The organism is Pedobacter suwonensis (genome assembly GCF_007833675.1).
In the GTDB taxonomy this organism is placed as follows: Bacteria; Bacteroidota; Bacteroidia; order Sphingobacteriales; family Sphingobacteriaceae; genus Pedobacter; species Pedobacter suwonensis.
Genome location: NZ_CP031708.1, coordinates 4399909 through 4423277 on the forward strand (window position 1 = coordinate 4399909; position 23369 = coordinate 4423277).

A 23369-nucleotide genomic window follows, 5' to 3' on the forward strand; every position below is an offset into this window, starting at 1 on the left:
AAAGCTAGACCAAATATTCAAACAAAGTCTGATCCTGATTTAACTCGATAATTTCGAATTTAAAATCTTTCATACGCTGTAATAAACTGGCGTAATCATTTTTGTTCGAAAGCTCAATGCCCACCAACGCCGGACCATTTTCCCTGTTGGTTTTTTTAATAAACTCGAAACGGGTAATATCATCCTGTGGTCCTAAAACTTCGTTCACAAATAATTTTAAAGCACCTGGTCTTTGTGGGAAACGAACAATAAAATAATGTTTTAAACCTTCGAAAAGTAAAGACTTCTCTTTAATCTCCTGCATGCGCTCTATGTCATTGTTTCCGCCGCTAACAACACATACTACCGTTTTACCGGTAATCTGGTCTTTAAGCTGATCTAATGCAGCTATAGATAGCGCTCCAGCTGGCTCTACCACAATGGCGTCCTCATTATACAGTTTTAAAATGGTAGTGCAGATTTTTCCTTCGGGTATTAAATGCATCTGGTCAAGCAGTTCCTTACAATATTCGTAAGTAATGTGGCCAATCCTTTTCACAGCCGCACCATCCACAAAGCGGTCTATTTCATCTAATGTGTAGGGGCCACCATGCTCCATTGCTGTAACCATCGAGGGGGCGCCAAGTGGCTCAACCCCAATCAGTTTTACATCGGGTTTAACAGTTTTTAGGTAAGCACTTACACCTGATGCCAGGCCTCCGCCACCCACAGGCATCACCACCATATCTAAATCAGGCAGGTCTTCAAAAATTTCTACGCCTACGGTAGCTTGTCCTTCAATTACCTTTTCATCATCAAAAGGAGGAATAAAAGTGGCCTTTTTTTCAGCACTGTAAGCAAGCGCTTCTTTTAAGCAATCGTCAAAAGTATCGCCAACCAAAACCACTTCCACATTTTCGCCACCGAACATATAGGTTTGTTTTACCTTCTGTTTCGGGGTAATTTCAGGCATAAATATCACACCTTTAATGCCCAGTTTTTTACAAGAGTAAGCCACACCCTGCGCGTGGTTTCCGGCACTTGCACAAACTACGCCATTTACCAACAGTTCCTGAGGCAGCGAACTGATTTTATTGTAAGCACCACGCAGTTTGTAAGAGCGTACAATCTGCAGATCTTCTCTTTTTAGATAAATATTGGCATTGTAAAAAGAAGAAAGTCCGGCATTAAACTCAAGCGGGGTACGTTTTACCACGTTTTTGAGCCTTTCTGTTGCAGATTTAAAATCTAGTGTATGTGGTGTTGTAGTATTCATTTTTTTAGTATCAAGTAGAGAGGATCAAGTATTAAGACTTAAAATTTCTCTTATATTTTGTAAAGCAGGGCTTGGTATTCCATCGGTTATTACAGCCCTGCTATTCGTTTCAATCTTTTTAATACAGCTGTCGTACTGAGGAGCGAAAAACCTGTTTTCCATCGGTTACAGATGCTTCGTGCCTCAGCACGACATTATATTGAAGTTGGCCGCAATTAAAAAGTATTTCCACTGCTATCAGGTTTAGGGAAGCCGGGTCGGTGTATCAAACTAAAACGCATCGGCTTAACGCCAAAACCCTGAATCTTGAGGCCCTTCGCTTGTCGCTTTTGTCTCTAAACTTTCGGCTTCTAGGCCAGGTGCAGCGCGACCAATTGGTTCAAATCAGTATCGTTAATGCCCTGTTTGCTATCGGCTAAGACCAAAAACTGTTTGTAAACAATATCAAGGTGTTCTTTTTCCAATTGATGGCCTAGGCGTTCTAAATGATGTTTTAAGGCATGGCGACCACTTCTTGCAGTTAATACTATCGTAGCATCAGGAAAACCGACATCTTCGGGTTTAATAATTTCGTAGTTTTCGCGGTTTTTTAAGAAACCATCCTGGTGGATGCCCGAACTGTGCGAAAATGCGTTTCCGCCAACAATAGCTTTATTGGGTTGTACCGGCATATTCATCTGGTTTCGTACCATGTGGCTCATTTCGTAAAAACGGGTGGCATCAATCTGGGTATTTAAACCCAGAACTTTGTGCGTTTTCAAAATCATCACCACTTCTTCCATAGAAGTATTCCCTGCACGTTCGCCAATACCGTTAATGGTACATTCCACCTGGCGGGCACCATTTTGTAAGCCAGCGATAGAGTTGGCCGTAGCTAAACCCAAATCATTGTGGCAATGTACTGAGATTATGGCTTTATCGATGTTTTTTACATTCTCTTTCAAATAAAGAATCTTCGAGCCGTATTGATCTGGCAGGCAATAACCGTTGGTATCCGGAATGTTGACCACGGTTGCACCCGCCGCAATCACAGCTTCAACCATTTTGGCTAAAAATTCGATATCGGCACGGCCGGCATCTTCTGCATAGAATTCAACATCTTCGACAAATTTTTTCGAATACCTTACTGCTTCTACGGCACGTTCTAAAATTTCTTCGCGGGTACTGTTAAATTTATGTTTGATATGGAAGTCCGAAGAGCCGATCCCGGTGTGGATACGCGGCCTCTTGGCGTAACGCAACGCATCTGCAGCAACGTCGATATCATTTTTGTTGGCACGTGTTAAGGCACAAATGATCGGGTTGGTTACTGCCTTTGATAATTCAATTACGCTGTTAAAATCTCCGGGGCTGGATACCGGGAAACCTGCTTCAATCACATCAACACCTAAAAGCTCAAGTGATTTAGCGATTTCTATTTTTTGGTTTGTATCTAACTGGCAGCCTGGAACCTGCTCACCATCACGTAAGGTGGTGTCGAAAATATAAACTTTGTTAGGGTCGTGAATCATAATCTTTGATTTAGGAGTTGATTAATTTTTGTGATAAGAATTTTAATACTAACTTTCCCATTTCGGCGGTACCCAAAACTTTAAAACGGTTAGTGCTTTGGTCGGCAATATCGTGCGTTCTGAAGCCTTCTTTTAATACCTGGTCGATGGTATCAACCAATAATTTAGCTTCTTCTTTCAGTCCGAATCCGATTTCCAGCATCAGTGCTGCCGATAGGATAGAGGCCAGCGGATTGGCTAAATCTTTACCGGCAATATCGTGAGCAGAACCATGGATGGGTTCGAAGAAACCAGTGCTTTCGCCAACAGAAGCTGAAGCCAGCATACCCATTGAACCTGCAATCTGCGATGCCTCATCGGTTAAAATATCACCAAACAAATTAGCGGTTAATACCACATCGAACTTTTTCGGGTTTTTGATCAGCTGCATGGCTGCATTATCGATAAACATATGCTCTGTTTCCACATCAGGATATTGTTTGGCAATTTCCTGAACGGTTTCGCGCCACAGGCGTGAGCTTTCCAGAACATTGGCTTTATCTACCGAACATAAACGTTTGTTGCGTTGTTGTGCAGCCTGGTAAGCCTTATGTGCAATACGCTCTACTTCGTAACGGTGGTAAATCATCAGATCTGAAGCCGTGTTCCGGTCTTCAGAACGTGTTTTCTCCCCAAAATAAACGTCACCCGTTAACTCACGGAAAAACAAAATATCGGTTCCCCTTAAAATTTCAGGTTTAATGCTCGATGCCTGAAGAAGTTCATCAAATAGTAATATCGGGCGGAGATTGGCAAATAATCCCAGTTCTTTACGGATTTTTAAAAGTCCTTGTTCTGGTCTGACTTTTAAACTTGGATCGTTGTCATATTTGGCATGCCCAATTGCACCAAAAAGGATTGCATCGCTTTGTCTTGCTTTTTCCAAAGTTTCGTCTGGCAGGGGGTCGCCGGTAACTTCAATCGCCGCATGGCCCATTAAAGCTTCTTCGAAGTTAAATTCATGCCCAAAAATTTCGGCAATTTTTTCTAATGCTGCTTTTCCCCAAGTCGTGACCTCGGGGCCGATACCATCTCCAGGTATTACTAAAATGTTCTTCTTCATTGTTGACTCCTCTTTTGCTGTTGCTGTTTTTACCACGGATTTGCACAGATAGACACAGATTGATTTCTCCCATGGTTTGTGTTTTCACGAACCATTAGATTTTTATCTGTGTTCATCCTTATTATCTGTGGTTAACTTTCATCAGCTTAATATTTCTGTGTTTAAACTTTCGACGACTTTTACCTCGCCTTTTTCTAACAATATTCTTTTTTCTATGCAGGTTGGCAGCTGCGATTCAAAATGGCCAACATAAATTAAGGTCATCCCATTGCTGCATAATTCATCAACCAATTGATTAAAATGTTTGCTTTGCTGCTGGTCTAAACCCTGGCAAGGTTCGTCCAGAATTAATAGTTCCGGATTTTTTATGATTGTCCGCGCCAACAACACCAATCTTTGTTTACCGAGTGGAAGCGCAGTTAACAATTCATTTTTTTCTTCGGTAAGGCCAAAGTATGCCACCAATTCATCAACCTGTGTACTTTTAGTATAAGGCAATTGCTGGAATAAACCTACAGTATCATAAAAACCGGAGGCAATGCTTTGCCAAACGGTAGCGGTGGGATCGAAATACCAATGAAATTCGGGTGAGATTAAACCGATATGCTGTTTAATGTCCCATATGCTTTCGCCGCTTCCACGTCTGTTGCCGAATAAATAAAGTTCGTTGGCATAAGATTGTGGATGATCGCCGTTGATCAGGCTTAGTAAGGTCGACTTCCCTGACCCGTTATGGCCTTGAAGAAGCCATTTTTCTCCTGCTTTGATTTCCCAATTAATGTTTTTCAATACCTGTTTTTCACCATAGCTGATGTTTACATTAACCATTTTTACAATATCCTGTGTACTGTAAACGGGCGATTCTTTTAAAAAATCCGGTATTTCTCTTAAGTGGATTTCGACAGCAGCACTTTCAAATGCATCTATTTTGAGCAGCTGCCCGTCTCTTATTTCTGCAAATGAACGAATGGAAGTTGGCAATTCAGTGTCATTACTAATCAAGATCAATTGCACACCTTCCGCAGCCACCTGATCCAATAAAGCGTTTAGGTTTTTCCGCGAAGCAGTATCTAAACCTGTATATGGTTGATCGATAATTAACAGCTGCGGTTTTAACCAAAGTGCTTTAACCAGCTGCAACTTTTTGTGTTCGCCGCTGGATAATTCGATTAATTGTGAACTGGCAAATGTTGCAAAACCCAAAGCTTCCAAAATCGGCTCAACCCGATCGAAATGAAGTCCTTTCTCTTTTCCATAATTCACCAATTCTGCATGAACGGTCAAGGTATCATTAGCCTGTAAACTGGTATACCGCTGTTGATAATAAAAATTGGCTACACCTTCCAGGTTTTTAAACTGGTACCAGCTTTCTACATAAAGTACTTCCTGAGGAAGTTTATTCTGCTGGTCAAAATTAATTTCTATGCTTCCCTGAAAAGGGACTAGGCTGGCAATGGCTTTGGCCAAAGCTGTTTTACCTGTTCCACTTTTGCCGCCGATTGCATAGCTTTCACCGCTATTCATTTCCCAATACAAATTCTTTAGCACCGTTTTATTGCGGTAACCTAAATTTAAATCCTGTATGTAAACGAATGGTTTATCCATTACCTGGCCTGTTCAAATTCTTCAATTAATTGTTTTTGGTTTAAGATGAAATCGATGTCATCGTAACCGTTTATCAAGCATGATTTTTTGTAAGGATTGATCTCGAAGGATTCCTGAGCACCGGTTTCTACAATGGTAACGGTTTGTTTTTCCAAATCAACTTCTAAGGCTGATTTTGGATTGTTATCCACTGCTTTAAAAATCTGCGCCAGGAAGGCGTCGCTTACCTGTATGGGTAGCAAACCGTTGTTCAGCGCATTTCCTTTAAAAATATCGGCAAAAAAACTGCTGATTACGGCATCAAAGCCAGCATCCTGAATGGCCCAGGCTGCATGCTCGCGACTACTTCCACAACCAAAGTTTTTTCCTGCAACCAAAATCTGACCGCTATAGGTAGGATTGTTCATTACAAACTCTGGTTTAGGCGTATTATCTCCATTATAACGCCAATCGCGGAACAGGTTCTCGCCGAAACCTTCGCGGGTAGTCGCTTTTAGAAACCTTGCCGGGATAATCTGGTCGGTATCAATATTTTCTATATTTAAAGGCACAACTGCCGATGTTAATTTTGTGAATTTTTTCATGTCAATTAGTATCAAGTAGGGAGTATTAAGTAGCGAGACTTAAATTCCACTTTTTATCTTTTATCTTAAGCCATTTTGCTTAATGGTAGTAATTTTATACTTCATGTGTTTACCTTCCACCTTAAGCCTTACCAGCTTCTACTTTGCTAAAGTGTTCAACTGTCGGAAAAGGATCGTAAAAGTGATGCAATAACTTTTTCCAATCCTGGTAGGCTGCAGATCTTCTAAAACCTTCGGTGTGTGCCTCCAGCGTTTTCCAGTTTACCAGCAGGATATATTTATTTTCTACCTCTACACATTTTTGAAGCTGATGAGAAATGTAACCTTCCATTGAGGAAATGATTTTTTGCGCTTCGTTAAAAGCACTTTCAAAATCCGCCGTTAACCCGGCTTTTACATTTAGTATGGCAACTTCTAAAATCATATATTTATTTGCCGAAGATTAAGCCAGGCATTTTGCCTGTACCTTAAACCTTCTGCCTTTTAACCCTCTACCTTTTCCAACATTTCCCTTACATCGGTAATTTTTCCGGTTACGGCTGCTGCTGCGGCTGTAAGCGGGCTGGCCAATAGTGTGCGTGCATTTTGTCCTTGTCTACCTTCAAAATTTCTGTTTGATGTTGATACGCAATACTTACCTGCCGGAATTTTATCTTCGTTCATTCCTAAACAGGCGCTGCATCCCGGTTCGCGTAACTGAAAACCGGCTGCTTCGAAAATCTTATCCAAACCTTCGTTTTTAGCCTGTTGTTCTACCTGTTTTGAGCCTGGAACAATCCAAACGGTAACGTTATCCGCTTTGCGTTTATCTTTAACAAAACTGGCAACTTCACGTAAATCTTCTATGCGGGAGTTGGTACAGCTTCCGATAAAAACATAATCAACAGGTTTCCCGATCAATGATGAATCATCGTCAAAGCCCATATAATCCAGCGCTTTTTTGTACGATACTTTTTCGGTTTCTGGTTGTGCTGTGGTTGCCGGAATATGTTCCTGGATGCCCATTCCCATCCCTGGGTTGGTACCATAAGTAATCATAGGGGCAATATCCGCAGCGTTGAAAGTTAACACGCTATCAAATTTTGCATCAGCATCGCTATATAAAGTTTTCCAGTAAGCTAAGGCTTTATCCCACTCTTCGCCAGCCGGAGCAAATTCCCTTCCTTTGATGTAATCGAAAGTGGTTTGGTCTGGTGCAATCAATCCACCACGTGCACCCATTTCGATACTCATGTTACAGATGGTCATACGGGCTTCCATGCTTAACGATTCGATTGCCGAACCTGCATATTCGATGAAATAACCGGTACCACCGGCAGCAGAAATCTTCGCGATGATGTATAAGATAATGTCTTTTGCACCAACACCTTTTCCGAGTTCGCCATTTACCTCAATTTTCATGGTTTTAGGTTTCGACTGCAACAAACATTGCGTAGCGAAAACCTGCTCTACCTGCGAGGTGCCGATACCAAATGCAATGGCACCAAAAGCACCATGTGTTGAGGTATGGCTGTCGCCGCAAACCATCGTTTTACCAGGTAAAGTAATGCCTAGCTCCGGACCAATAACATGTACAATCCCCTGAAAAGGGTGGCCCAGCCCATAAAGCTCTATTCCAAATTCTGCACAGTTTTTAGTGAGCATATCTACCTGATAGCGCGAAAGCTCTTCTTTAATTGGCAGTAATTGATTTAACGTAGGCACGTTATGATCGGCAGTGGCTACCGTCTGTTTCGGACGGAAAACAGGTAAACCTCTTTTGCGCAAGCCATCAAATGCCTGCGGAGACGTTACCTCATGTATTAAGTGTGTATCAATGTATAAAATATCAGGAAATCCTTCTTCACTTTTTACAACGTGAGCATCCCAAATTTTTTCTACTAATGTTTTTGACATCTTTTTATGTTTAATAAACCTTACAGGTTTTTAAAACCTGTAAGGTTTGTAATTTATTATGCAGTTTTAATGGCTTTCATAGCAGTCATGGCTTTACGTAAGGTTGCACCAATTTGCTCAACCTGATGAGAACGGATCGCTTCGTTTACCTCAATTAGCTGTCTGTTATCAACAGCACCATCTTTACCTTCATTAAAGTTTTTACCAACTAAATCGGTATCTACTTTTTTCATGAAATCACCTAATAACGGTTTGCAGGCCTGGTCGAACAGATAACATCCGTATTCAGCAGTATCAGAAATTACGCGGTTCATTTCAAATAATTTTTTACGGGCGATGGTGTTGGCAATAAGTGGTGTTTCGTGTAACGATTCGTAGTAAGCCGACTCTGGTTTGATACCAGCCTGCACCATGGTTTCGAAAGCCAATTCAACACCGGCGCGAACAAAAGCCACCATTAATGTATAGTTATCGAAATATTCCTGCTCACCGATTTTAACATCACCAGCCGGAGTTTTTTCAAATGCAGTTTCACCGGTTTCAGCTCTCCATTTTAATAAGTTTTGGTCACCATTTGCCCAATCTTCCATCATGGTACGGCTAAATTCGCCGCTCATAATGTCATCCTGGTGTTTCTGGAACAATGGACGCATAATATCTTTCAATTCTTCTGAAATTTCGAAGGCTTTGATTTTAGCTACATTGCTTAAGCGGTCCATCATGGCCGTGATGCCACCTTGTTTTAAGGCTTCAGTAATAACCTCAACACCATATTGCACCAATTTAGAAGCATAACCTGCATCAATTCCTTTTTCTATCATTTTATCGAATGATAAAATAGAACCGGTTTGTAATAAACCGCAAAGGATGGTTTGCTCACCCATTAAATCTGATTTTACCTCGGCTACAAAAGATGATCTTAAAACACCCGCTCTATGGCCGCCTGTACCCACACAGTATGCTTTAGCTTGCGCCAAACCTTTTCCCTGAGGATCGTTTTCAGGGTGAACTGCAATTAAAGTAGGAACACCAAAACCACGAACATATTCTGCTCTAACCTCACTACCCGGGCATTTAGGTGCAACCATAATTACCGTTAGATCTTTACGGATCTGCATGCCTTCTTCCACGATATTGAAGCCATGAGAATATAGCAAGGTGGCACCTTCTTTCATTAAAGGCATAATTGCATTTACAACTGCGGTGTGTTGTTTATCTGGAGTAAGGTTGATCACCACATCCGCATTCGGGATAAGTTCTTCGTAAGTGCCAACGGTGAAATTATTTTCAGTTGCATTTTTCCACGAATCGCGTTTGCCCTCAATTGCTTCCTTACGTAAAGTGTAGCTTACATCTAAACCACTATCTCTTAAATTTAACCCTTGGTTTAAGCCTTGTGCGCCGCAACCTACAATTACCAGTTTTTTGCCTTTTAATGCGCTAACGCCATCTAAAAATTCAGCACTGTCCATGAAGTCGCAAACACCCAATTGGTTTAGTTTTTCTCTAAGAGGTAATGTGTTAAAATAATTTGCCATTGTTTTTATTGGTTAATTTCTATTTAATTATCGTTTTATATATTCTTTTTTTCTTTCGGATTGATTACCCTGATTGAGTGACTTTACCGATTTTTATTTGTTGTTGTCATGCTGAGCGTAGTCCAAGCATCTTTCTACAATTGTTTTTTCAACGCGGAGGCGTAACCAAAATGTACATTATCATGTCCGATAGTGGTAATCAGGACCTCTTCAATACTATTCAGCTGTACACCGTAGGTTGATGTTAAAAAAGGGGTAATGTTTGTAAATGTTCCTTTTGCGTAATCGGCTTTAATGTTTTCAATACTCAGTAAAGCCATAGCTTTCAGTTCGGCAACTTCCGCTTCCATTACCGTATAAGTTGGTTTTGTATCTTTCTTGTAAAACTCATTAAACTTCACGGCACTTGCATCAGGCCAGATACCGGTACGGAAATAACAAAGTGTCTGAGTGCTTACTACAATGTGCCCAAAGTTCCAGATGATGTTGTTGTTATAACCATCCGGAATTTTATTCAACTGTTCGATAGTTAAGCTATCAACCAACTTAATAAATGCCGTTCTTGAGTTAATAATAAAGTCAAATATCTGATCCATTTTGGTGTTATTTTTCTGCTTCAGTTAAAGTTTGGTTAAAGATTATTTTGTTGTAAAACGGATCATTTACGGTTACTGCCCAGGTTCCGTAAAATGTTTTTTCCAATCCGGGGCGGTTGTATTTATATTTTTTATCAATAATGCTTTTATGAAATTCTTTCAGCCCTGTACAATCTACAAAAACACTTGCACCTGGAGAACAGTCGCCATGATGCTGAGTTAGATGTAATTCGATACCATTGAGTGAAATCTGCATATAAACCGGAGCATTTTCTTCGAAAGTATGTTTCCAGTCTATTTTAAAGCCAAGCCAGTCCACATAAAACTCAATAGCTTTATCGTAATCGAATATTCTTAAAACTGGTATGGCTCTATTGCATTTCATGTTTTTGTTTTTTCGTCATTGCAAGGCTGAATTGCTGTGAGCCGAAGCAATCTATTTGAACTGGTCTATAAGATTGCTACGTCGTTCCTCCTCGCAATGACGGATTTGTTGTTGGCTACATGGTAAAAATTTTCTCTCCTTTATCCAAAAATTCGTTTTCTACCAGTTCTTCCCCAGGTTCAAAGGCTTCAAATTCTTTTAACTTTTCATGGAAACCTGCGCTGTCTTTAATAATGGCAACTCTTGCTGAGCGAACAAATTCAATCAGTTCATAAGGTTCTAAAGCTTTTACCAATGCATCCGTTTCTTCTCGGTGACCAGTTACTGCGAAAACAGTATAATCTTTACGGATCACCACCGCACTTGCGCCATATTGCCTTAATAAACGCTCAACAGTTACTTTTTCCGCAATCTCATCGGTAGAAACCTTATAAAGTGCCAGTTCCTGCCAGATGATCTCATCATTGGTATTAAAATAAACTTTCAGTACTTCGATCTGCTTTTCAATTTGGCGTGCCAGTTTCCTTACTACTTCGTAGCTTTCCTGTATCACAATGTTGAAACGGTGGATGCCATCAATTTCAGAAGGGGAGGTGTTAAGGCTTTCGATGTTAATTTTTCTTTTCGAGAAAATAATCGCAATCCTGTTTAATAAACCGATGCGGTTTTCAGCGTAAACCGTAATGGTATATTCCTGCTTACCGTCAAAGTCGGCTTTTGTTGTTTTATGTTCTAATGTATTTTCAGTACTCATGATAATTTCTTTTATCTATTCGTCATTTCGACCTTTTGGAGAAATCTGTTGTTAAAAGAGATCTCTCCATTTCGCTGCGCTTCAGTCGAGATGACGAATGCGTTTGCTTTTGTCTTTGAGCTTTTACCTTTCAACTTATTTTAACCTGATTTCGCTTACGCTCATTCCCTGTGGAACCATTGGGAAAACATTGTTTTCTCTGCCAACCATTACTTCAAGTAAGTAAGAGCCTTCGTGGTTGATCATGGTTTCCAATGCTGCTCTGAGGTTTGCGCGTTCGTCAACTTTGGCTGCCTCGATGTAATAAGATTTAGCCAGTGCTACAAAATCAGGGCTGGTGATGTTAACAAAAGAGTAACGTTTATCATGAAATAGCTGCTGCCATTGACGAACCATTCCCAAGAAACGGTTATTCAGGATCAGGATTTTTACTGCAGCACCGAATTGCATAATCGTACCTAATTCCTGAGGAGTCATTTGAAAACCCCCGTCACCAATAATAGCAATAACCGTTTTTTCAGGAGCACCGTATTTAGCGCCGATTGCCGCCGGTAAACCAAAACCCATGGTTCCTAAACCACCAGAAGTGATATTGCTGCGGCTATTGTTGAATGTTGCGTAACGGCAAGCTACCATTTGATGCTGGCCAACATCGGTAACAATTACGGCTTCACCACCACAGATTTCGTTGATGTTGCGTAATACTTCGCCCATGGTCATTTCATCGCCAGCAGGATAAAGTTCTGGTGTAATTACTTGGTCTATTTCCTGTTGGTTGTATTGTCTGAACTTAGCTAACCAATCTTCATGTTTGTTTTCATTAACCAAATTGGTTAATAGCGGTAAAGTTTCCTTACAATCGCCCCAAACACCTACTTCAGCTTTAACGTTTTTATCAATTTCAGCAGGATCGATGTCTAAATGTACAATTTTGGCCTGTTTGGCATATTTATCTAAACGGCCGGTTACGCGGTCATCAAATCGCATACCGATGGCGATAATTACATCCGCTTCGTTGGTTAACACATTCGGACCGTAATTACCATGCATACCCAACATACCTACATTTAAAGGGTGAGCAGTTGGGATGGCGCTTTCGCCCATGATGGTCCAGGCAGAAGGGATGCCTGCTTTTTCGATAAAGGCTTTAAATTCTTTTTCGGCCTTGCCTAAAATTACGCCTTGACCAAACAATACAAAAGGTTTTTTAGCGGCATTAATCAATTCGGCGGCCTGCTCAATATATTCAACCCTAACTTTTGGTTTTGGGCGATAACTGCGGATATGGTTGCATTTTACGTATTCGGGGAATTCCTCAAGCTGTAACTGTGCATTTTTGGTAATGTCAATTAAAACCGGACCTGGTCTGCCACTTTTAGCAATGTAAAAGGCTTTGGCCAAAACCTCCTGAATTTCTTTGGCATCGGTAACCTGATAGTTCCATTTGGTAACCGGTGTAGTAATGTTAATTACGTCGGTTTCCTGGAAAGCATCTGTTCCCAATAAATGGGCAAATACCTGACCTGTAATACATACCAATGGCGTACTGTCAATTTGTGCATCAGCCAGGCCAGTAACCAGGTTGGTTGCGCCGGGTCCGCTGGTGGCAAAACAAACACCTACTTTGCCGCTTGCACGTGCAAAACCCTGTGCGGCGTGTATACCACCTTGCTCATGGCGAACCAATATATGTTCTAATTTATCGGCATAATCATAAAGAGCATCATAAATAGGCATGATTGCTCCTCCAGGATAACCGAAAATGGTGGTAACACCTTCTTCAATTAATCCATTCAACAATACCTGAGAGCCCGTACCTTTGAATAAGGTTTTTGAGGTTTCTGCTTTCGTCTCGGTTTGTTGCATTGTTTCTTGTGCAGTTTCCATAGTTATGTTTTTGCGGTTCTATTATTCTTTAATTTTAAACCCTATTCTTTCCCTGTCTTTCCACTTGAATTGAGCAATTTTCTCGTCAATTAAGTTTTCCATAGCATCATAAAGTTCGTTCAGCTGAACATCATGTTCCCTAATCCGTTCTTTAATTTCAGTTAATTGTTCATTAATGTTGCTTTGTTTCAGCAATATTTTACGGACATCAACGAAAGCCCTCATAATGGCGATGTTCATGTTAATGGCTTTATCGCTCTTTAAAACTCCACTTAGCATGGCTACACCCTGTTCGGTAAAAGCAAATGGCAATGCAGAATTTGGTCTTTTAGTTGGGTATGTCATCACAAATTGTGATGACATACCCCGATTCAAGTTTTCAATTTGAGCCATTATGCCTTCAAACTCATGTTTTGCGAGCTGAAACATAAAATCTTCAGGGAAACGCTTAATATTTCGTTTCACAGCTTGATTTAATACCCTTGTTTCAACTTCATAAAGTGCTGCCAGATCAAAATCGAGCATGACTCTTTCTCCCCGGATTTCATAAATCCTATTCTGAATACTTTTAATTATTTGCATAATCTGTTTTTTTAGTAATCAATTAATCCAGGGATGATTTTTGATTTAATATTCGTCAGTTACGCAACCACTTGCTGCGTCTGAAACTGTTTTTGCATATTTATATAGTACACCTTTTGTAACTTTCAATTCTGGCTGTACATATTTTTTTCTACGTTCAGCAATTATTTCATCGCTAACCTGCAGGTTGATGATGTTATTTACAGCATCGATTAAAATCGGGTCTTCATCTTCGACCAGGCCGATTAAGCCGCCTTTGTAAGATTCAGGTGTAATGTGGCCAACCACGAAACCATGTGTGCCACCAGAGAAACGCCCATCGGTAATTAAAGCTACCGATTTACCCAGGCCTGCGCCGATAATGGCTGAGGTTGGCTTTAACATTTCTGGCATGCCTGGAGCACCAACCGGACCAGCGTTTTTTATTACGATGACATCGCCAGGTTTTACACGGCCGCTCGAGATACCGGCAATTAAATCGTGTTCTCCATCAAAAACCCGTGCCGGACCTTCAAATTTTTCGCCTTCTTTACCGCTTATTTTAGCTACCGAACCTTTTTCGGCCAGGTTTCCATAAAGAATCTGCAGGTGGCCGGTTGCTTTGATCGGTTCACTTAATTTTTGAACGATTTTCTGGTCGTAATCCATAATCGATTTCACATCAGCAAGATTCTCAGCCACTGTTTTACCGGTAACGGTTAAACAATCGCCATGGAGCAGACCTTCATTCAGCAAATATTTTAATACCGCAGGGATACCGCCATATTGGTGTAAATCCTGCATTAAATATTTTCCGCTAGGTTTAAAATCGGCCAGTACCGGTGTTACATCACTCATCCGCTGGAAATCATCCTGTGTAATTTCTACACCGATAGCCTTACCCATAGCGATAAAGTGCAATACCGCATTGGTACTTCCACCTAAAATGATAATGGAACGGATGGCATTTTCGAATGCTTTTCTGGTCATGATATCAGATGGTTTGATATCTTTCTCCAGTAAAATCCTAATGTATTTACCTGCATCTGAACATTCTTGCTTTTTCTCCGGGCTTGTGGCCGGATTTGAAGAAGAATAAGGTAAACTCATACCTAAAGCCTCAATTGCTGAAGCCATGGTATTGGCGGTATACATGCCGCCGCAAGCGCCTGCACCCGGGCAAGTATGTTTGATGATTCCCTGATAATCTTCATCAGAAAGATTACCGCAGATTTTTTGTCCTAGTGCCTCGAATGCCGAAACAATATTTAATTCTTCACCTTTATAATGGCCTGGAGCAATTGTACCACCGTAAACCATAATAGACGGGCGATTTAACCGCGCCATGGCCATGATGGCGCCCGGCATATTTTTATCGCAGCCAGGAATGGAAATGATGCCATCATAATACTGTCCGCCGCAAATGGTTTCGATACTATCGGCAATTACATCGCGGCTAACCAATGAGTAGCGCATACCATCCGTACCGTTGCTCATTCCGTCACTTACACCAATGGTATTAAAAACCAAGCCCACTAAATCATTTTTCCAGACCCCTGCTTTGACCTCTTTTGCAAGGTCGTTCAAATGCATGTTGCAGGTGTTACCATCATAGCCCATACTTGCAATACCTACCTGCGCTTTAGCCATATCCGCATCGGTTAAACCGATGCCGTAAAGCATTGCCTGAGCAGCAGGTTGTGTTGGATCTTGTGTAAATGTTTTACTGTACTTGTTTAATTCGCTCATTGTTTAAAATGTATATTCTGGTTCTGTTAGTTGTATTCTTTTGAGGCAAAAAAAAAACCGCCTCTTTTAGGAGGCGGTTTCGATAAGGGTATATTTTTATATTATACGCAACGATTTCCACCTCTTTTTTTAGAAATGACAATAATAAGGTTGCTAATAATGTTTGTATTTATATTCATGTCGTCGACTGAACTACAAACATACTAACTTCTTTAAAAATGCAAAGAACTATTTACTATATTATCCTATTTTTTTACCCCGATTACGATTCCTGTTGCCCAAACTTGTTTGGTTAAGTGTAAATCATCACGGGATTCCAAATCCTTAATCAACTTATTGGCTTTTTCCTGATGACCATCAGGCCAATTTTGTTGAGGTAACATATCATCAATTATATAAAGGCCACCTTTGTTGAGCATGGCAATCGCTTCATCTAAAAGCAAATATTTTCCATGCCAGGTATCTGCAAATATGTAATCGAATTTTTTGCCTTCGTTTTCTTTAAACCACTCTGCGCCATCAGTATTCACTAAGGTTAAACGATCATCATCGCCAAGATAATCTTTTGCAATTGCTAAAAATTTAGCATCGTGATCTATTGATATCAAAGTACTTTGTTCATCTAAACCATCCAATATCCAGGCTGTTGATAAACCGGTTCCGGTGCCAAGTTCAAGAAAACTGCCGGAAGGTTTAGACGCTGCAAGTGTCTTAAGCAAAGAACAGGTTAATACGTCCGAAGCCATGTTAAATCCTGATGCCATAGTAGCCGTATTGATCTGCTGGTATGCCTTTGGATAATTTTGATTGATTTCTTCCGTCATCTGTTATTGGTTGCTCGTTATTATTTCAATTTTTTTTGGCTGCTTATTCACGTCATTTGGTTAATAGCATTTATGCTAATCTGTTATTAGCCATTTGGCGCTGAGCTATCAGCCCATTTAAATGATCACTTCATAATTTACTTTTTCGAGCACCAGGTTTTTATAAGCACGCTGTATGGTATAACCGATAGATTCTCTCCATAATGGGCGATAAACAATATCATCGATAGAGGCAATGCCTGCTATTTCGGTTGCTGTTCCACATAAAAAAGCACTGTCGGCCTTTTTAAGGTCTTCTATGGTTAGCTTTTTCTCCACACATTCTATATCCAAAACGTTGCAAAGTTCTTTAACTGTTGCTCTGGTAATACCGGGTAAAATATTGCCTGGCGATGGGGTATATAATTTGCCATCTTTTTCGAGGAATATATTTGCGCCAGATGCTTCAGCAACAAAACCATGCATATCTAAAAGCAATGCTTCATCATAACCTTTAATGTTCGCTGCTGTAGTCGCTAAGATAGAATTAACATAGTTCCCGCTCAATTTTGCTTCCATCGGAACCGATTTTGGATTTGGTCTTTCGTAATCAGAAACGGTTAATTTTAATAATTTGTTACCCGAATATGCATCCCATTCCCAAGCGCATATTAAAATCGAAACGCCACTTGGTTCGTTTAATTTCATGTTAGGGTGGCAAAATACCAGCGGGCGTATATAAGCATCTTTCAGCTTGTTCAATTGAAGCAATTTATAGGTTGCAGCAATTAACTCCTGTTTATCCCACGGAAAAGGAATGTTTGCCAACTGACAGGAACGCTCCAACCTGTCGAAATGGGCCGCAGCTTTGAAAATTCGGTTACCATTATGTGTTTTATAGGCTCTAATACCCTCGAAAGCGGCATAACCGTAATGTAGTGATTGGCCGTAAAGGTCAGTACTGCTATTTACAGCTTTTTCAAAAGCTCCGTCAAGGTAAATAATCGTATTAGAATTGTAGTATTTCATAATACTCTCTATTTTGTTATTTAAAAAAAGCGTCCCGTTTGTTCGGGACGCTTTAGATATATTTAGTTTATTAAAATCTATTTAAACTGCGTCCGCTTCTTGCCTAAAATATTTAGGAGCAGAAGGTTAAATAAAATGACAGGAAACAACACCACGCTGACAACTGTTGCTGCTAATGCTTTTGGGTTAAAGGTGTGATTTTCAATCGTCATGATTATCTTATTGTTTATAAAACCAATTTAGTTTTTGGTTCATTAATATGCAAGAGAAATCAAAAAAAAGTTAAATCGGAATATAATATTTTAATTTTTACCAAAATCAAAATATTATTCTTAATTGAGGTGTAATTAGTGATTTAATGCCGACAGTTGTAGACCAAATATCAAAACGGTATACGGTCTATTTGTTATGCTTGCATTATAAATTTTCTGATTTTCTGCCTAAAATGAGTATAAGTGCGTTAAAAATTGAAAATTTGGGGTTGTTTAGTCACGAAATAACAACGAAAAATTGCAGTTACCACCTAGGAAGACAACTGGTTATTACAGGTGTTTAATACTTATTGAGAATTGGTACGTCATTTATACAGGATCTACCCTGATCTCATCGTTATTGTACTTATTTCAGGATCTATTTAACAGGAAGGATGCTGAAACAAGTTCAGCACGATGATTGCGTCAGTTAAACCGGTTGAAGGTTAGTCAGTACAAGATTTCGAAAATAAAATAATAAAAAAAAGAGGCTGTCTCAAAATACACGAGACAGCTTTTTTTTGTGTTTAAATAATTCTGTGTGTTATTTGTTCATTGCTGGCTAGAAATGTTTATTGAGCTATCAATTTGTTAAAAAACATCAAAAGCGAGCCTTTTATGCTGCTTTTTTTCTGATATTCTGTGCGATTGCCAGTAATCCCCATTCTATTGCCACTTTTTCCTTGCCCCGGAGCATGAAGCGGCGGAACCCGTGGTTCTGCTTAATATTCCCGAAGACTGGTTCTACATCATGACACCTCTGCTTTCGTTTCCCGATTCCCTTGTCACTGTTGAGTAGCCGGTATGCTTTTGCTTTATGCCGCTTTAGGTTCTCGTTGACCTCTATGATCCTATCTCCCTGGGATTTGTGGCAGGCACCGTTGAGTGGGCAGGCAACGCAGTTCTTTGCCTGGTACCTTTTGCTGGTCTGCTCAAAACCGGTACTTGTTTTTCTCGTGCTGTCTCCGATATAATGCATTTTTTGGCCCATCGGACATATATAACAGTCCTGCTCCTGATTGTAGAATAACCTGTCCCGGGCAAATGGTTTTTTTTTGTTGTGGGCTTCACTCTGCTCTTTATCGAACATGCCATATTTTACATAGGCTTCAATCCCGTTCGCTTCCAACAGCTCATAATTCTCCTCGCTTCCGTAGCCTGCATCTGCGGTAAGGGTTTTCAGGGTTCTGCCAAAACTGGCCTCATGCTGTTCAAGATGTTCCTTTAAAGTGGTGGTATCAGTGGGATTGGGGTGAATGGTATAGTTTACGATGAACTGGTTGGAGGTTGATATCTGTACGTTGTAACCTGGTTTGAGCTGTCCGTTGCGCATGTGGTCTTCCTTCATGCGCATGAAGGTCGCATCCTCATCGGTTTTGCTAAAGCTGTTCCGGTTCCCCAGTATTTCTTCTTTACGTTCATATTCTGCCATCTTTTCCGGATATTCCCTGGTTACATATTTCAGCTTCGCTTTGACCTTTTTGTCCAGACCGGGTTTTTCTGACAATACCGCATTGAGCGTATCCACCGTCTGCTGTACCTTTTGGGTATCAATATCGGTAAAATCCGGTGGTTCGGGCAAGCCGTCTTCCATCTTGGCAACGCTCTGGGCATATTGCCAGATTTCACCCAGGGCTTTCTTCATCTTTTCCTTATTGGTCTGGATGGCCTTTTTCCATACAAAAGTGTATTTATTGGCATTGGCCTCTATCTTGGTGCCGTCGGTATAAACTTCTTCAATGCTCAACAGGCCTTCGGCAGCCAACAGTTTTACCACCTCCTCGAATACGCTGCGAAGGCTTTCCTTAAGGCGGGCGCCACGGAAACGGTTGATGGTATTGTGGTCGGGATAGCTCATCCCGCTCAGCCACATAAAGTTGATGTTCTCCCTGCAGGCCACCTCCAGCTTTCTGCTGCTGTATACATTGCTTAGATAGCCATATACCAGAACCTTCAACAGCATTTGTGGATGATAGCTTGAAGCACCCTTAATCTTGTAAGCATTTAAAAGCCCCTGGATATTGATCCGGTTGATGACGTCGTCTACAATCCGGACAGGATGGCCTTTCGCCACGAGCTCATCAAGCGTGGGCGGAATAGCCATGATCTGGCCCTGGTAATAAGGCTTGAAAACAGGTTTTTGGACAGCCATAAATCTCAATTATTTATATATAAATATCTGAAATTCAATTCAATAAAGCAAGATTAACCGACAAAAAGTGTACTTTTTATCCAAACAAAAGAGGCTGCCTTTTTGAGACAGCCTCTTTCCAAATGAGTTGATTATTTTAACTAAGCGATACCTTCGGCTAAAACCACGATTTTGTTGTGGATAGCTTCAACTACACCGCCTTTGATAAAGAAGCGTTGTTCATCGGTTTTATTTGCTTTAATAATCACTTCTCCATCTTCCAAAGTTGAGATGATAGCGGCATGGTCTCTTAAAATCTGAAAAGAACCTAAAGTACCAGGAACCGTAACTGCTGTTACTTCGCCTTCGAAAACTTTTTTATCTGGAGTTAATATTTCTAAATTCATTTTTTTTAGATTGGAGATGAGAGATATGAGATTTGAGACTAAGTCTCTCTCACATCTCATATCTAGTGTCTCACGTCTCTTTTAGTTCGCTTCTGCTAATAATTTTTTACCTTTTTCGATTGCATCTTCGATGCTACCAACCAAGTTAAATGCAGCTTCAGGGTACTCATCTACTTCACCATCCATGATCATGTTAAATCCTTTGATGGTATCTTTAATGTCAACCAATACACCTTTTAAGCCTGTAAACTGCTCAGCTACGTGGAACGGTTGAGATAAGAAACGTTGAACACGACGTGCTCTTGATACCACTAATTTATCTTCCTCAGATAATTCGTCCATACCTAAGATGGCGATAATATCCTGTAATTCTTTATAACGTTGTAACGTTTCTTTAACACGTTGTGCCGTGTTATAGTGTTCGTCACCTAAAACCGCTGGAGAAAGGATACGTGAAGTAGAATCCAACGGATCTACCGCAGGATAGATACCTAACTCGGCAATTTTACGCGAAAGTACTGTAGTAGCATCTAAGTGGGCAAATGTTGTTGCCGGAGCCGGGTCAGTTAAATCATCCGCAGGTACATAAACTGCCTGTACTGATGTAATTGATCCGCGTTTTGTTGATGTAATACGCTCTTGCATTAAACCCATCTCGGTTGCCAATGTTGGCTGGTAACCTACCGCTGATGGCATACGACCTAATAAAGCCGATACCTCAGAACCTGCCTGCGTAAAACGGAAGATGTTGTCAACGAAGAAAAGAATATCTTTTCCAGCGCCTTCGCCATCACCATCACGGAAATATTCTGCAACAGTTAAGCCTGATAAGGCTACACGTGCACGCGCACCAGGAGGCTCGTTCATTTGACCGAAAACCAGTGTTGCTTTAGATTCTTTTAATTTCTCAGTATCAACTGCATTCAGATCCCATCCACCTTTTTCCATTGAGTGTAAGAAATCGTCACCATAGTTGATTACACCTGACTCGATAAACTCACGAAGTAAATCATTACCCTCACGAGTACGCTCACCAACACCTGCGAATACTGATAAACCAGCATAAGCTTTAGCGATGTTGTTAACCAACTCCATGATCAATACCGTTTTACCTACACCAGCCCCACCGAACAAACCGATTTTACCACCTTTAGCATAAGGCTCTAATAAATCGATTACTTTGATACCTGTAAAAAGCACCTCAGTTTCAGTAGATAAATCTTCGAACTTAGGAGGGGTTGCGTGGATAGGACGACCGTCTGTTTTATCAACTGTGTTGATACCGTCAATCGCTTCTCCAACCACATTAAATAAACGACCTTTAATCTGGTCGCCAACTGGCATTTTAATCGCAGCGCCAGTATCAACTACTTGCATACCACGAACCAAACCATCGGTAGAGTCCATCGAAATTGCACGAACGCGGTCTTCACCTAAGTGCTGTTGAACTTCTAAAACAATTTTTTGTCCATTTTCTTTCGTTATCTCTAACGCATCAAAAATTTTAGGTAGATGGGCATCATCAGCAAAGCTAACGTCAACCACAGGGCCGATAATTTGTGCTATTTTTCCTAAGTTAGGCATATCTGTTGTGAGTAAATTTATTACAGTCAATGAATTAAAGCTGTTTGTAGGGGCTCCAATTCGGTTGGCAAAGTTAAGTTATTCTTGCTGAATTTTAAATATATATTATAAAATTTTTCAACAGCATAAAACTCATCAATTTTTAGCGAAAAATTTTCGCAAAAACCGATCATTTTTAATCAACGAATCCAATGCGACGTTAAAAAGTATAACCCAGTCCAATTCCGATGGTTAATAGGGTTTCATCACCGGTTATCAGCAGTGCGCCGGTTCTATACATCAATCCTCCTGTTGGCTTCTGGTGTCTAAAACCAGCCCTTATCATTACGGGGGTATTTACAGTGTTGTTATGAAAATTATAATCATATCCGTTGATGGTAAGCAGTTGTCCTGAAAAACCACTTAACGGCTTCAATACGGTTAGGCCAATACCTGTTTCGAAGAAATTTTTAGATGTATTACTTTTGCTTAGGAGAAGATTTGCCTCGAGTGGAAAAATCAATACATCCTCAAGAGTTGAAAAACCGACTCTAGGTACAATCTTTATTTGATTGCTTAATTGAAAGATCCTGTCGTAATTGATTGAATATACACCTCCGTTTCCCAGGAGTTCGGCGTAAATGCTGTTTTTTTTGAGGTAAGGTTGTGTCAATGTTGAATCCTGGGCAATGGCTTTAAAGCCAATCAGAAATAATAGAGCAGTTAAAATGGGTTTCATCTTTATATTTGGTTCTCAAATCAATTAGTGAGCAATTTACCATAAAGCTATTACAGTTGGTGGTAAATGAGAAATAATAAATTAATATAAAGAATGAAAAAAATACTGGTTACCGGCAGCAATGGACTTTTAGGCCAGAAAATAACAGAAAAAGTACTTGCCGAAGGGCGGGTAAAGCTCATAGCCAGTTCAGTAGGGGCAAACCGTTATCCTGTAAAAGAAGGGTATGAGTACGCAGAAATGGATATACTAAATCCTGAACAGGTAAAGGCGGTTATTGAAAGATATTGTCCCGATGCAGTTATCCATACTGCTGCAATGACAAATGTAGATACCTGTGAGGAAAATAAAACACTTTGCCATCAGTTAAACGTTGAGGCCGTCGCAACTTTGTTGTCTATATGCGAGGAAAAAAACATTCAATTGATCCATCTGAGTACCGATTTTGTTTTTGATGGAAAAAACGGACCTTATAAAGAGGAAGATGCGGTAAATCCGGTTAGTTATTATGGCGAATCGAAGGTGATGGCTGAAGAGCTGATTAAAAATTCAAAGGCAAATTATGCCATTTTAAGGACAATATTGGTATATGGTATTAGCCACGACATGAGCCGGAGCAACATTGTGCTTTGGGCTAAAGGTGCCTTAGAAAAAGCATCGCCCATAAATGTAGTGAACGATCAATGGCGCATGCCAACCCTTGCTGAAGATCTGGCTGAAGCCTGTCTGTTGGCTGTTGAACATGATGCCAGGGGGACTTACCACATATCAGGCAAAGATTACATGAGCATTGCCGATTTAGTGCGAAAAGTTGCCGATTATTGGAAACTGGATCATTCGTTTATTAATGAAATCAGTTCCGCAAGTTTAAGCCAAATAGCTAAACGACCTGAAAAAACAGGATTTGTGCTAGATAAAGCCATTAAAGATTTAGGGTATAACCCACATTCTTTTGAAGAAGGATTGCTAATTTTGGAGCAGCAGATGAGAGTTAGTCCGGAGTCGTAAGTCTTAAAATGATTA

Annotated in this window: 21 protein-coding genes; 1 reads left to right on the plus strand and 20 read right to left on the minus strand. The window is 40.4% G+C overall.

Translation table 11 applies throughout. From position 1 onward, the window contains the following. Positions 1-4 precede the first annotated feature (4 nt). The 20 genes from ilvA to DV942_RS18305 all read right to left on the minus strand — a co-directional run bounded on the left by ilvA (position 5) and on the right by DV942_RS18305 (position 22346). A complete protein-coding gene (ilvA, locus tag DV942_RS18210; RefSeq protein WP_090984925.1) occupies positions 5-1255 on the minus strand; it encodes a threonine ammonia-lyase IlvA in 1251 nt (416 codons plus the stop codon). Between the two features lie 350 nt (positions 1256-1605). Further along, positions 1606-2766 (minus strand): 2-isopropylmalate synthase, encoded by a 1161-nt coding sequence (locus DV942_RS18215; RefSeq protein ID WP_090984923.1) that lies wholly within the window; start codon positions 2764-2766, stop codon positions 1606-1608. A 10-nt stretch (positions 2767-2776) separates the two neighbouring features. Then, positions 2777-3868 (minus strand): 3-isopropylmalate dehydrogenase, encoded by a 1092-nt coding sequence (leuB, locus tag DV942_RS18220; protein WP_145859941.1) that lies wholly within the window; start codon positions 3866-3868, stop codon positions 2777-2779. 141 nt (positions 3869-4009) lie between these two features. Further along, positions 4010-5473 carry an ATP-binding cassette domain-containing protein gene (locus DV942_RS18225; protein ID WP_145859943.1) on the minus strand — a complete coding sequence of 488 codons (1464 nt, stop codon included), beginning with the start codon at positions 5471-5473 and terminating at the stop codon, positions 4010-4012. Then, positions 5473-6057, minus strand: coding sequence for a 3-isopropylmalate dehydratase small subunit (leuD, locus tag DV942_RS18230; RefSeq protein ID WP_090984919.1), 585 nt, complete (start codon positions 6055-6057; stop codon positions 5473-5475). The genes DV942_RS18225 and leuD overlap by 1 nt, the downstream gene beginning before the upstream one ends. 121 nt (positions 6058-6178) lie before the next feature. Then, on the minus strand, positions 6179-6481 hold the full coding sequence (locus DV942_RS18235) for an antibiotic biosynthesis monooxygenase family protein (protein ID WP_134204773.1): 303 nt from the start codon (positions 6479-6481) through the stop codon (positions 6179-6181). A gap of 59 nt (positions 6482-6540) precedes the next feature. Continuing rightward, positions 6541-7953, minus strand: a complete 1413-nt coding sequence (gene leuC / locus DV942_RS18240) for a 3-isopropylmalate dehydratase large subunit (protein WP_090984915.1) — start codon at positions 7951-7953, stop codon at positions 6541-6543. Positions 7954-8009: 56 nt separating this feature from the next. Further along, positions 8010-9491 (minus strand): ketol-acid reductoisomerase, encoded by a 1482-nt coding sequence (gene ilvC, locus DV942_RS18245; protein WP_134204775.1) that lies wholly within the window; start codon positions 9489-9491, stop codon positions 8010-8012. Positions 9492-9625: 134 nt separating this feature from the next. Beyond that, the gene (locus DV942_RS18250; protein ID WP_134204776.1) at positions 9626-10087 is read right to left on the minus strand and encodes a DinB family protein; all 462 of its coding nucleotides are present in this window, start codon (positions 10085-10087) and stop codon (positions 9626-9628) included. 7 nt (positions 10088-10094) lie between these two features. Further along, on the minus strand, positions 10095-10472 hold the full coding sequence (locus DV942_RS18255; protein ID WP_145859945.1) for a glyoxalase superfamily protein: 378 nt from the start codon (positions 10470-10472) through the stop codon (positions 10095-10097). 115 nt (positions 10473-10587) lie between these two features. After that, the gene (gene ilvN, locus DV942_RS18260) at positions 10588-11226 is read right to left on the minus strand and encodes an acetolactate synthase small subunit (RefSeq protein WP_090984907.1); all 639 of its coding nucleotides are present in this window, start codon (positions 11224-11226) and stop codon (positions 10588-10590) included. 135 nt (positions 11227-11361) lie between these two features. After that, positions 11362-13113 carry a biosynthetic-type acetolactate synthase large subunit gene (gene ilvB / locus DV942_RS18265; protein WP_145859947.1) on the minus strand — a complete coding sequence of 584 codons (1752 nt, stop codon included), beginning with the start codon at positions 13111-13113 and terminating at the stop codon, positions 11362-11364. Between the two features lie 21 nt (positions 13114-13134). Beyond that, positions 13135-13695 (minus strand): ORF6N domain-containing protein, encoded by a 561-nt coding sequence (locus tag DV942_RS18270; protein ID WP_145859949.1) that lies wholly within the window; start codon positions 13693-13695, stop codon positions 13135-13137. A gap of 45 nt (positions 13696-13740) precedes the next feature. Further along, positions 13741-15423: a dihydroxy-acid dehydratase gene (gene ilvD / locus DV942_RS18275; protein WP_145859951.1), complete on the minus strand. Its 1683-nt coding sequence runs from the start codon at positions 15421-15423 to the stop codon at positions 13741-13743. A gap of 245 nt (positions 15424-15668) precedes the next feature. Continuing rightward, positions 15669-16247 carry an O-methyltransferase gene (locus DV942_RS18280; RefSeq protein WP_090984899.1) on the minus strand — a complete coding sequence of 193 codons (579 nt, stop codon included), beginning with the start codon at positions 16245-16247 and terminating at the stop codon, positions 15669-15671. Positions 16248-16364: 117 nt separating this feature from the next. After that, entirely contained in the window at positions 16365-17255 is an 891-nt protein-coding gene (gene ilvE / locus DV942_RS18285; protein WP_145859953.1) for a branched-chain-amino-acid transaminase, read from the minus strand. An 867-nt stretch (positions 17256-18122) separates the two neighbouring features. After that, on the minus strand, positions 18123-19658 hold the full coding sequence (locus tag DV942_RS18290) for an IS1182 family transposase (protein WP_145855352.1): 1536 nt from the start codon (positions 19656-19658) through the stop codon (positions 18123-18125). Positions 19659-19798: 140 nt separating this feature from the next. Next, positions 19799-20044: an ATP synthase F1 subunit epsilon gene (gene atpC, locus DV942_RS18295; RefSeq protein WP_090984893.1), complete on the minus strand. Its 246-nt coding sequence runs from the start codon at positions 20042-20044 to the stop codon at positions 19799-19801. Between the two features lie 81 nt (positions 20045-20125). Then, on the minus strand, positions 20126-21628 hold the full coding sequence (gene atpD / locus DV942_RS18300; protein WP_090984891.1) for a F0F1 ATP synthase subunit beta: 1503 nt from the start codon (positions 21626-21628) through the stop codon (positions 20126-20128). A 199-nt stretch (positions 21629-21827) separates the two neighbouring features. Further along, entirely contained in the window at positions 21828-22346 is a 519-nt protein-coding gene (locus DV942_RS18305; protein WP_145859955.1) for a hypothetical protein, read from the minus strand. Between the two features lie 93 nt (positions 22347-22439). Here DV942_RS18305 and DV942_RS18310 point away from each other — a divergent pair, with 93 nt between their 5' ends. Next, positions 22440-23354, plus strand: coding sequence for an SDR family oxidoreductase (locus DV942_RS18310; RefSeq protein ID WP_145859957.1), 915 nt, complete (start codon positions 22440-22442; stop codon positions 23352-23354). Positions 23355-23369 lie beyond the last annotated feature (15 nt).

Excerpts from the sequence above, each read along its gene's own strand:
- DV942_RS18270 (WP_145859949.1), bottom strand. The coding sequence starts at position 13,695 with ATGCAAATAATTAAAAGTATTCAGAATAGGATTTATGAAATCCGGGGA.
- DV942_RS18235 (WP_134204773.1), bottom strand. The coding sequence starts at position 6,481 with ATGATTTTAGAAGTTGCCATACTAAATGTAAAAGCCGGGTTAACGGCG.
- ilvD (WP_145859951.1), bottom strand. The coding sequence starts at position 15,423 with ATGAGCGAATTAAACAAGTACAGTAAAACATTTACACAAGATCCAACA.
- DV942_RS18290 (WP_145855352.1), bottom strand. The coding sequence starts at position 19,658 with ATGGCTGTCCAAAAACCTGTTTTCAAGCCTTATTACCAGGGCCAGATC.
- ilvA (WP_090984925.1), bottom strand. The coding sequence starts at position 1,255 with ATGAATACTACAACACCACATACACTAGATTTTAAATCTGCAACAGAA.
- DV942_RS18215 (WP_090984923.1), bottom strand. The coding sequence starts at position 2,766 with ATGATTCACGACCCTAACAAAGTTTATATTTTCGACACCACCTTACGT.
- leuC (WP_090984915.1), bottom strand. The coding sequence starts at position 7,953 with ATGTCAAAAACATTAGTAGAAAAAATTTGGGATGCTCACGTTGTAAAA.
- leuB (WP_145859941.1), bottom strand. The coding sequence starts at position 3,868 with ATGAAGAAGAACATTTTAGTAATACCTGGAGATGGTATCGGCCCCGAG.
- atpD (WP_090984891.1), bottom strand. The coding sequence starts at position 21,628 with ATGCCTAACTTAGGAAAAATAGCACAAATTATCGGCCCTGTGGTTGAC.
- DV942_RS18310 (WP_145859957.1), top strand. The coding sequence starts at position 22,440 with ATGAAAAAAATACTGGTTACCGGCAGCAATGGACTTTTAGGCCAGAAA.
- ilvN (WP_090984907.1), bottom strand. The coding sequence starts at position 11,226 with ATGAGTACTGAAAATACATTAGAACATAAAACAACAAAAGCCGACTTT.
- ilvE (WP_145859953.1), bottom strand. The coding sequence starts at position 17,255 with ATGAAATACTACAATTCTAATACGATTATTTACCTTGACGGAGCTTTT.
- DV942_RS18255 (WP_145859945.1), bottom strand. The coding sequence starts at position 10,472 with ATGAAATGCAATAGAGCCATACCAGTTTTAAGAATATTCGATTACGAT.
- DV942_RS18305 (WP_145859955.1), bottom strand. The coding sequence starts at position 22,346 with ATGAAACCCATTTTAACTGCTCTATTATTTCTGATTGGCTTTAAAGCC.
- DV942_RS18225 (WP_145859943.1), bottom strand. The coding sequence starts at position 5,473 with ATGGATAAACCATTCGTTTACATACAGGATTTAAATTTAGGTTACCGC.
- ilvB (WP_145859947.1), bottom strand. The coding sequence starts at position 13,113 with ATGGAAACTGCACAAGAAACAATGCAACAAACCGAGACGAAAGCAGAA.
- DV942_RS18250 (WP_134204776.1), bottom strand. The coding sequence starts at position 10,087 with ATGGATCAGATATTTGACTTTATTATTAACTCAAGAACGGCATTTATT.
- ilvC (WP_134204775.1), bottom strand. The coding sequence starts at position 9,491 with ATGGCAAATTATTTTAACACATTACCTCTTAGAGAAAAACTAAACCAA.
- leuD (WP_090984919.1), bottom strand. The coding sequence starts at position 6,057 with ATGAAAAAATTCACAAAATTAACATCGGCAGTTGTGCCTTTAAATATA.
- DV942_RS18280 (WP_090984899.1), bottom strand. The coding sequence starts at position 16,247 with ATGACGGAAGAAATCAATCAAAATTATCCAAAGGCATACCAGCAGATC.
- atpC (WP_090984893.1), bottom strand. The coding sequence starts at position 20,044 with ATGAATTTAGAAATATTAACTCCAGATAAAAAAGTTTTCGAAGGCGAA.